Origin of the sequence: uncultured Gemella sp., assembly GCF_963525875.1 — a bacterium.
GTDB lineage: Bacteria > Bacillota > Bacilli > Staphylococcales > Gemellaceae > Gemella.
Genome location: NZ_CAURMG010000054.1, coordinates 1 through 7,866 on the forward strand (window position 1 = coordinate 1; position 7,866 = coordinate 7,866).

Annotated in this window: 6 protein-coding genes and 1 other annotated feature; of the genes, 4 read left to right on the forward strand and 2 right to left on the reverse strand. The window is 32.8% G+C overall.

The window, feature by feature from the left end:
* Positions 1-78 precede the first annotated feature (78 nt).
* The 4 genes from efeB to RWQ73_RS07245 are packed head-to-tail and all read left to right on the forward strand — an operon-like array spanning position 79 to position 3,907.
* Entirely contained in the window at positions 79-1,314 is a 1,236-nt protein-coding gene (gene efeB / locus RWQ73_RS07230) for an iron uptake transporter deferrochelatase/peroxidase subunit (protein WP_314407669.1), read from the forward strand.
* Positions 1,292-2,989: an FTR1 family protein gene (locus tag RWQ73_RS07235; RefSeq protein ID WP_314407671.1), complete on the forward strand. Its 1,698-nt coding sequence runs from the start codon at positions 1,292-1,294 to the stop codon at positions 2,987-2,989. Before efeB ends, RWQ73_RS07235 begins: the two co-directional genes overlap by 23 nt.
* Positions 2,990-2,999: 10 nt before the next feature.
* Positions 3,000-3,713 carry a twin-arginine translocase subunit TatC gene (gene tatC / locus RWQ73_RS07240; protein ID WP_314407672.1) on the forward strand — a complete coding sequence of 238 codons (714 nt, stop codon included), beginning with the start codon at positions 3,000-3,002 and terminating at the stop codon, positions 3,711-3,713.
* Positions 3,713-3,907, forward strand: a complete 195-nt coding sequence (locus tag RWQ73_RS07245; protein WP_314407674.1) for a twin-arginine translocase TatA/TatE family subunit — start codon at positions 3,713-3,715, stop codon at positions 3,905-3,907. Before tatC ends, RWQ73_RS07245 begins: the two co-directional genes overlap by 1 nt.
* Before the next feature lie 54 nt (positions 3,908-3,961).
* On the opposite strand, the gene metA is transcribed toward RWQ73_RS07245, so the two are convergent.
* Together metA and RWQ73_RS07255 are read right to left on the reverse strand one after the other, a co-directional pair.
* Positions 3,962-4,879, reverse strand: coding sequence for a homoserine O-succinyltransferase (metA, locus tag RWQ73_RS07250; RefSeq protein WP_314407676.1), 918 nt, complete (start codon positions 4,877-4,879; stop codon positions 3,962-3,964).
* 62 nt (positions 4,880-4,941) lie between these two features.
* Positions 4,942-5,170, reverse strand: a binding site (T-box leader).
* Positions 5,171-5,308: 138 nt separating this feature from the next.
* Positions 5,309-7,866, reverse strand: a 2,558-nt coding sequence (locus tag RWQ73_RS07255) for an SHIRT domain-containing protein (RefSeq protein ID WP_314407678.1), incomplete at its 5' end; no start/stop codon positions are given.

Sequence of the window (7,866 nt, forward strand, 5' to 3'; positions counted from 1 at the left end):
AACTTTCTGAAGCAGTAACAAAATTAGGTGAACCACTTTCACAAATGGGTGTAATATTAGACGAAGAGGCTAAGTAATATGGAAGAATCTGGTAAAAAATGGATTGACAAAAAAATAACAAGACGTGATTTTCTAAAAAAAGCAGGAATGACTGGAGCCGGTGCGATTGTAGGTGCTTCTGCACTTGGTGGTTTTTTTGCGAATAAAGCTGAAAACAAAAGAGTCATTGCTGATGGCGAAGAAAAAATCAGTTTCTATGGTAAACACCAAGCTGGTATTACTACTTTAATGCAAAAATGCGTTTATTTTGTCGTATTAGATTTACACTCAAATAAGCGTGACGATGTTATTAATATGTTTAAAGAATGGACTAAATATAGTGAAAAATTAATGAATGGTGAACTTGTTGAACCTGCTCTTAAAAACCATTATTTACCACCGAAAGATACTGGAGAAACGGTAGGGTTAAATCCCTATCGTTTAACTCTGACATTTGGAGTTAGTCCAAGTTTCCTAAAAAAAATGAAATTAGATAATAAAAATCTTGAAGAATTTAAAGACTTACCACCATTCGCTAGGGAACAACTAAAAGAAAAATACACAGGTGGAGATATTTGTATTCAAGCATGTGCCGACGATGAACAAGTAGCATTTCACGCTGTCCGTAACTTAGTGAGAAAAGCTCGTTCTACAGTCACTATGAAATGGAGTCAATCAGGATTTGCTGCAATTGGAAACCGCATTGAAACACCACGTAATCTTTTTGGATTTAAAGACGGCACTGCAAACGCAACTAAAGAAGACCAGTTTAATAAAATCGTTTGGTGTGATAATAATAACTGGATGAAAGATGGAAGTTACATGGCTGTTAGGCGTATTCAAATGCACCTTGAAACATGGGATAGAACAAGTCTCAATGAACAAGAAAATACATTTGGAAGATATAAAGAAAGTGGTGCCCCTTTCGGAGAAACTGATGAATTTGCACCAATTGATCTTAATAAAAAAGGCCCAGATGGAAAACCTCTAATCCCTGTTACTTCGCATGTTCATTTAGCACATAAACCAGGCGTAGAACTACTAAGACGTTCCTACTCATACTCAGATGGAATAAATGAAACTACTGGACAATTTGATTCCGGATTACTATTTATATCATTCCAAAAAGATCCAAAACAATTTATTACAATCCAAAATAGTCTTGGGAATGAAGATAAAATGAATGAATACATAACTCATATTGGTAGTGGTTTATTCGCATGTTTTGGAGGAATTAAGGAGGGAGAATATATTGGCCAAAAACTTTTTGACTAAAATTATTTTAGCTTTCATCGTACTTTTCAGCTTTAGTTCAACATATTTAAAAACTATAGTAGCTAAAGAATCATATAGTAGTCTATTTATAAAGATTACTGATGCCAATACTGCACTAAAAAATAATGAGCAGGATAAAGCTAAAAAACTAATAGTAGAATTTAAAACAGAATTTGAGTCGACAAAAAATTCAGATTCTGAAGCTGGAAAAAAAGTTAAACAAACATTAAAATCAAACGACATCAACGAAAATCAACTTAGAGAGTTATCAACTGCCCTACTTGCTTTTGAAAATGAACAAAATCCTCTTGATGTTGAAGCAGAAAAGAAAGCTTTTAAAACAAAACTTTATCCTGCTTTCGATAAATTGGAAAAAGCTGTTGATACTAAAAATTCAGAAACTATGAAAGCAGAATACGTTAAATATAATGCTTCTTGGGTGCGTAATGAAGGTATAGTAAGAACACTAGAGCCTGCTTACTACGGTAAAATAGAGACAACAATGTCATTTCTACGTAGTTCTATGGAGGTTGAACCTTATGACTATCAAACTACAAAATTATATCTATCAGATTTAAAAAATTATCTTGATGATTTCCTAGCAGGTAAAAAACTGGAACAAAATTCAGATGTTAAAACACTTGAACAAGGTATAAGACTTCTGGAAGAGAGTCTTTCAGCATTTAAAGATGGAAACAAAACTCAAGGCTCTCAAAAAATGAAGAAATTCATTGAAGTATGGCCTATTATTGAAGGTGAAGTTCGTACACGTAACGTTTCTTTATATACTAAAGTAGAAAGTGAAACCCCTATAATTATGGTTAAAGGTAGCGAACAAAAATATCAAGATCAACTTAAAAACTTAATTGCTGAACTTTCTAAAATAGATACAAAATCTAACTATACTGCTGTAGATTCTATGCTGATTTTACTTCGTGAAGGTGTAGAAGCACTAATCATTGTCCTATCTTTAGCTAGTGCTTTAAAAGCCGCAAAACAAAGAAAAGGTCTAGTATGGATTTATGCAGGTGCTTTAGTCGGAATTCTTTCTAGTATACTAGCAGCCGTAATCTTAAAATACTCATTCCCTGCTCTAGCATCAGGTACTAACCGAGAGATTATCGAAGGTGTAGTTGGTATCTTCGCGGTATTAATGATGATAGGTATTGGAATATGGCTACATAGCAAAAGTTCTGTTAAAGCATGGAAAAAATATATGGATACTAAACTAAATCTAGTACTTTCAACTGGAAGCTTTATTTCTATGTTTACACTTAGCTTCCTGGCAGTATTCCGTGAAGGTGCTGAAACTATTTTATTCTATGCTGGAATCATGCCGTTAATTTCAACAACAAATCTTCTAATCGGGATAGCTCTTGCTATTGTCGCTTTAATAATTATAGCTATAATTATGGTAAAAGCATCTGAGAAATTACCAATTAGTAAAGTATTCCTAGTTCTATCTTGGTTAATATACATTCTAGGATTCAAAATGCTTGGAGTAAGTATACATGCCTTACAAATAACTGATATGATATCAAATAACATTATAGATTACATACCTACTATCGAAATTTTAGGAATCTATCCTAGTTTTGAAGTAATAATAGCTCAACTAATTTATATCATTGTTGTAGCGATTAGTATATTCTATGAAAAATCTAAAAATAAATAGGTAACTTGCGATGAAATATGGAGACAAAGTTTCTACCGTGGATCATCTAACCGAACTTAGAAAGAGACTAATACTAAGCCTTGTGTTTTTTATCGTCTCTTTCATAGTAAGTTTACTATGGTCTGCAGATATTTATAAATTTTTAACGAGTAATTTTAATAATAAATTGATTGTTCTTGGACCTAATGATATACTATGGATATATCTAACACTAGCAGGTATTTGTGCCTTCACTTTTTCGATACCATTCATTTGTTATCAAATATGGGCATTCATTAAACCAGCATTAGAAGAGAGAGAAGCTCGTGCATTACTTGCTTATATACCAGCGGTATTCATTTGCTTTTCAACAGGATTAGCTTTCGGGTTCTTTATAGTGACCCCTGCTATTTTAAATGTGCTACTTTCTATTGGAGATGATTTATTCGACACTCAATTAACAGCTCAAAACTATCTATCATTTGTTATTAATACAACAATACCGATAGCAATACTTTTTGAATTTCCTGTTATTGTTGCATTTTTAACATCCCTAAATATCCTAACACCGAGCTTCTTAATTAAAAATAGAAGATACGCATATTTTATATTAATAGTAATAGCAGTAATCATTACACCTGCTGATTTTATTAGTGATATCGTTATGTCGATACCATTAATTTTAATTTATGAGATTAGCATAATTATTAGTAAGTATATTTATAACAAAAGAGGTGAAAAATAATGGGATTTCTACGTGATATCGGAGCTCCAGGTGTTATAGTTCTTATTATAGCTGCTCTAATTATCTTTGGTCCTAAACGTCTACCTGAACTTGGCGAATCTATAGGAAAAATGTTTACATCATTTAAAAAATCAATTTCAGGATTAACAGATGAGGAAAACTCAGATAAAAAGGAAGAAAAAAAAGATAACTAGAAATAGACTTTACAGTATGTTTCAAACATATCTGTAAAGTCTTTTGTTTTTATCTTATTTTTCTAATTCAGTTAAATCATATGGAGTCAATTGATATACCTGATTTAACCAGTTGTGATAGAATAAATAAGCTACTCCTCTCCATCTATTTTTAGGAGTTTTTTCATCATCATTCCCTGGGTAATAGTTTACAGGAATATCTATAGGTAAACTACTATTTTTATCACGAACATACTCATTATGCAAAGTATCTGCATCATATTCAATGTGTCCTGTTATAAAAATCTTTCTTAAATCTTTAGTCGCCACAAGAAGCGTTCCAACATCTTCTGATTTAGCAAGAATATCCAACTCAGAAATAGTAGGAAGTTTCTCCTCCTCTATTTTTGTATGCCTAGAATGAGGAGCTAAAAAGGTGTCTGTGAATCCTCGCGTTAAAGTATGATTTTCGATAAGAACATCATGCTCAAACACCCCAAATACTTTATCACTAACCTGCTCTTTTTTCACTCCATAGTGATAATATAAACTAGCCTGTGCAGCCCAACAAATGTTTAATGTTGAAAATACATGCGTTTTACTCCATTCAAAAATATCATTCAACTCTCCCCAATAATTAACATCTTCAAATTTTAGATGTTCTATCGGTGCACCAGTAATAATAAGACCATCATAATACTTATTTTTCACTTCATCAAATGTTTTATAAAATTTCTCTAAATAAGATTGTGCTGTATTTTTTGCAATATGACTTGTCATATGTAAGAACTCCACTGTTATTTGAAGAGGGGAATTTCCTAGAAGTCTTAGCAATTGACGTTCAGTTTCTTCTTTCTTCGGCATTAAATTTAAAATTAATATCCTTAAAGGTCTAATGTCTTGATTTTTCGCCCTATTCTCTTCTATTACAACAACTCCCTCTTCTAATAATTTATTTTTCACCGGTAATTCGTTTTGTATACATATTGGCATTATTTTTCTCCTTAATTGTTCTATCTTAAATAAAAAAACTCGTCACTATTACAATTTAATGTAATAGGGACGAGTCTATCGTGTTACCACCCATATTCATGAATATAAATATTCACCTTAATCGGTACGTGTTCATACCGTCGTGCTATATCGCGCACCTTCGTAATTACCTATTAGATAACTATTACTCCGAGACCATTTTCAGTTATATCTCCTCTTGCTCTCTTACACCAACCGAAAGCTCTCTATTATGAATCAAATTTAACCTACTTATCTCTTCAATGTTTTACATATTAATTTAATTAATAGTATAAAGAATTTAACACTATTTGTCAATAGAATTAGCTTAGACAATTCTAAGAAGTTTTATGAAATTGCTGTTCATATCTTTTTTGAATTTAAATTACCTCAATAGTAATCATCAATCTACTACTTAGCATTTCTTTTACGTCTCATCATTATTGCACCAGCTGCTACTAACACACCAAAAATTTCAACATTAGACTGTTTTTCACCAGTATTTGGTAATACGCCAATCTTTTTAGATTGTATCTCTGGTTTTGGTTCCGGCTTTGGCTCTGGTTTTGGTTCCGGCTTCGGTTCTGGTTTTGGTTCCGGCTTTGGCTCTGGTTTTGGTTCCGGCTTCAGTTCTGGTTTTGGTTCCGGTTTTGGTTCCGGCTTCAGCTCTGGAGCTTTTTCTTCATATTCCCATGTTCCTACGAATTGAACATTTTCTTTATTTATTACTTTTTTATCCTCTTTATAACCTTTAAATACCCAACTTCCTTTTCCATCTTCAACATCTAGTTTCGATGGTTTTGTTGCTGTCACTTCAGTCTTATCAACACGAGCTTCATTATCCACAGGAAGTAACGCCATAACATTATTAGGTAATGTTTTTCCTTCTGTACCACTTTCAAATTTGTAAGTTACTCCATATTTATTCGCTGTAAATTCCCATTTTCCTACAAACTCTACATCTGCTTTATTTACTACTTTACTTTCTGCATCGTAGCTTGTAAATACCCATTTTCCATCATTTACTGTATCTACGTACTCTGTTTTTGTCGGTTGAGTCGCACCTACATTTACTTTATCTACATAACGATTTTGGTCTGTTGGTTTATAGCCTTCTATTGCTTCCGGTAATGTCTTACCTGGCGTTCCACTTTGGAATTTGTATGTTACAACGTACTTATTAGCTTCGAGTTCCCATTTTCCTATAAACTCTATATCTGCTTTATTTACTGCTTTACTTTCTGCATCGTAGCTCTTGAATACCCATTTTCCATCATTTTCTGCATCTACATACTCTCTAGTTGTCGGTTGAGTCGCACCTACATTAGCTTTATCTACATAACGATTTTGGTCTGTTGGTTTATAGCCTTCTATTACTGCTGGCAATGTCTTATCTGATGTTCCACTTTCAAATTTGTATGTTACACCATATTTATTAGCTGTAAATTCCCATTTTCCAATGAACTCTACATCTGCTTTGTTTACTTGTTTATTTTCAGCATCATAACTCTTAAATACCCATTTTCCATCGTTTTCTGCATCTACGTACTCTGTTTTTGTCGGTTGAGTCGCACCTACATTAGCTTTGTCTACATAACGGTTTTGGTCTGTTGGTTTATAACCTTCTATTGCTTCTGGCAATGTCTTATCTGGCGTTCCACTTTCAAATTTGTATGTTACACCGTATTTATTAGCTGTAAATTCCCATTTTCCAATGAACTCTACATCTGCTTTGTTTACTTGTTTATTTTCAGCATCATAACTCTTAAATACCCATTTTCCATCATTTTCTGTATCTACATACTCTAATGATGTTGGTTGTGTTGCATTTATTTCTGCCTGATTTGCATAACGATTTTGGTCTGTTGGTTTATAGCCTTCTATTGCTTCTGGCAATGTCTTACCTTGCGTTCCGCTTTGAAATTTATAAGATACATTATAAAATGTAACATAACCTAGTTCTAAAACATTAGCTTCTACTTTATTAATAGGTAAATTTGTGGCTGAATTAAACCAACCTATTTTCCCTGCATTTGGATGAACATTACCCTCAACAGAACCTGTTACTCTTAGAACTGTTTCACCATTTGTATCTGCTAACCCTTTGGCTTTTTCTTGATTAATACGAATACCCATCTGATTGATTTCTTCATCACTCTTATTAGGGAATAATGCTTTAAGTTCTGTTGATGTAAGAGAGCGAAGTGTCATATTACGCATAATTGTTTCGGCAATAGACTTACCTGCATCCGGTTTTACTACGTTCTCAGCTATACGCTCATTACGTTCGTTTTCTGGACGATCGCTATCCTTATCATTTAACGATCTAAGAATCATTCTGAATGTTATATTATGGTTACCCTTAGTTTCAACACCAAATGTGACTCTAGGGTCCGTATTACTAACGATTGAATTGAAGCTATCTTTTGAATTTCCTAAATCTGTTCCATTTTTTGAATATACATGTAGAAGTTCCTTCGTTCCATCTTCCTTAATTCCAAGAGCATATAAGGGTCTCCATGAGTAACCATTAAACTCTGCATATAATTTTTCCGGAACGACTAAATCTTTGTCTAAATTCACATTTAAATCTACATATGTGTAAGTTTTTCTCCTTTCATCCAATTCAAATTGATTTCCTTTATATGAATTAGATAAAACAGGACCAACATATCCTACATGAGGATTTCTGTACACAGTCATCGCTGTAGTCTTATCCATTTCAAACTCAGCTTTTAGAACCACTTCATTCACTTTTGTAGTATCATTATTTTCCGGTTTATACTCATCGATGATACGTCGTGTATTTTTTTCTTTATCTTCTGTTTCTTTATTTAGCTTAGTATTAGGTAATACTTCTTCAGATTTTACATTCGTATCAATATTAACCTTATTATCATTAATTTTAAATTTATTCATTCCACCTATAATCGCAAATCCCATAGAAAATTTATCTGTAGGGAAAGGCT